The organism is Pseudomonas sp. PDM16 (genome assembly GCF_014851865.1).
Taxonomy (GTDB): domain Bacteria; phylum Pseudomonadota; class Gammaproteobacteria; order Pseudomonadales; family Pseudomonadaceae; genus Aquipseudomonas.
On record NZ_JACVAM010000021.1, the window covers coordinates 1 to 1,016 of the forward strand.

Below are 1,016 nucleotides of genomic sequence, written 5' to 3' on the forward strand. Positions count from 1 at the left end.
CTGATGCAACCCGAGGAAGCCCAGCGGCAAGAGGTACGGCTCAAGCAGACTACCTGGAGCGAGGATGAGTGGTCCGCCTACGTGCAGGCCAACCTGGACAACCCCGACTTCAACCCGCTGCTCACACCGGCAGAGGCCCAGGCTGACCCCAGTACCTGGGGCGAAAACAAACCCAACCGCCTGCGAGTGTGGGAAGAGCACCGCTACGCCTACGATGCTTGGGGCAACTGCATCGAGAAGAAATCCGGTCCGCACACCGAACGACAATTCCAGTGGGATGCCGAGCACCAGTTGAGCAGGGTAACCGTCACCCGCCGGCAAGGGCACTTCACCCATACCGAACACTGGGGCTATGACTACGACCCGTTCGGACGACGCATCGCCAAATACCGACTCGATCCGCACAACGAAAAGCGCAGCCGTCCCTGGTTGGATAACGAGACCACCCACTATGGCTGGGACGGTAACCGCCTGCTGCTGGAGCGGCAGGGCGACAGGCAGCAGCTCTATATCTACGAGCCGCGCAGCTTCGTGCCGCTGGCGATGGTGCGCAGCGAAGGCGCGCAGACAGAAACACAAGGATTGCCGTTGGAGTATCAGGCACTCAAGGAGCAAGCCCCCGAGCAATGGGCGGACATGCTCGACAAGCTGCCGCGCAAGATAGCGGCAGCGATCCGGCAGTTGGAACGGCCGAAAAAACCCAACAAGATCCCGGCAGAAATCCTTTACTACCACACCGATCACTTGGGTACCCCGAGGGAGCTGACGGACAAGGATGGCCATATTGTCTGGTCGGCAACCTACAAGGCGTGGGGCAATACGGCGAAGATCGAGCAGCCTGGGCGGCTGATAACCGGCACCCAAGGGAGTGCCCAGATCCAGCGCTGGGAGGAACAGGAAAACCCTGTAGAACAGAGACTGAGATTCCAAGGGCAGTACTACGATCAGGAAACAGGGCTGCACTACAACCGGTTCAGGTACTACGATCCGGATATCGGGCGCTTCATCAGCCAGGA

Annotated in this window: 1 protein-coding gene; it reads left to right on the forward strand. The window is 60.0% G+C overall.

What is annotated here, in order from left to right:
- Positions 1 to 3: 3 nt before the first annotated feature.
- A partial coding sequence (locus IB234_RS23770; protein ID WP_412547950.1) for an RHS domain-containing protein occupies positions 4 to 1,016 on the forward strand: 1,013 nt, incomplete at its 3' end.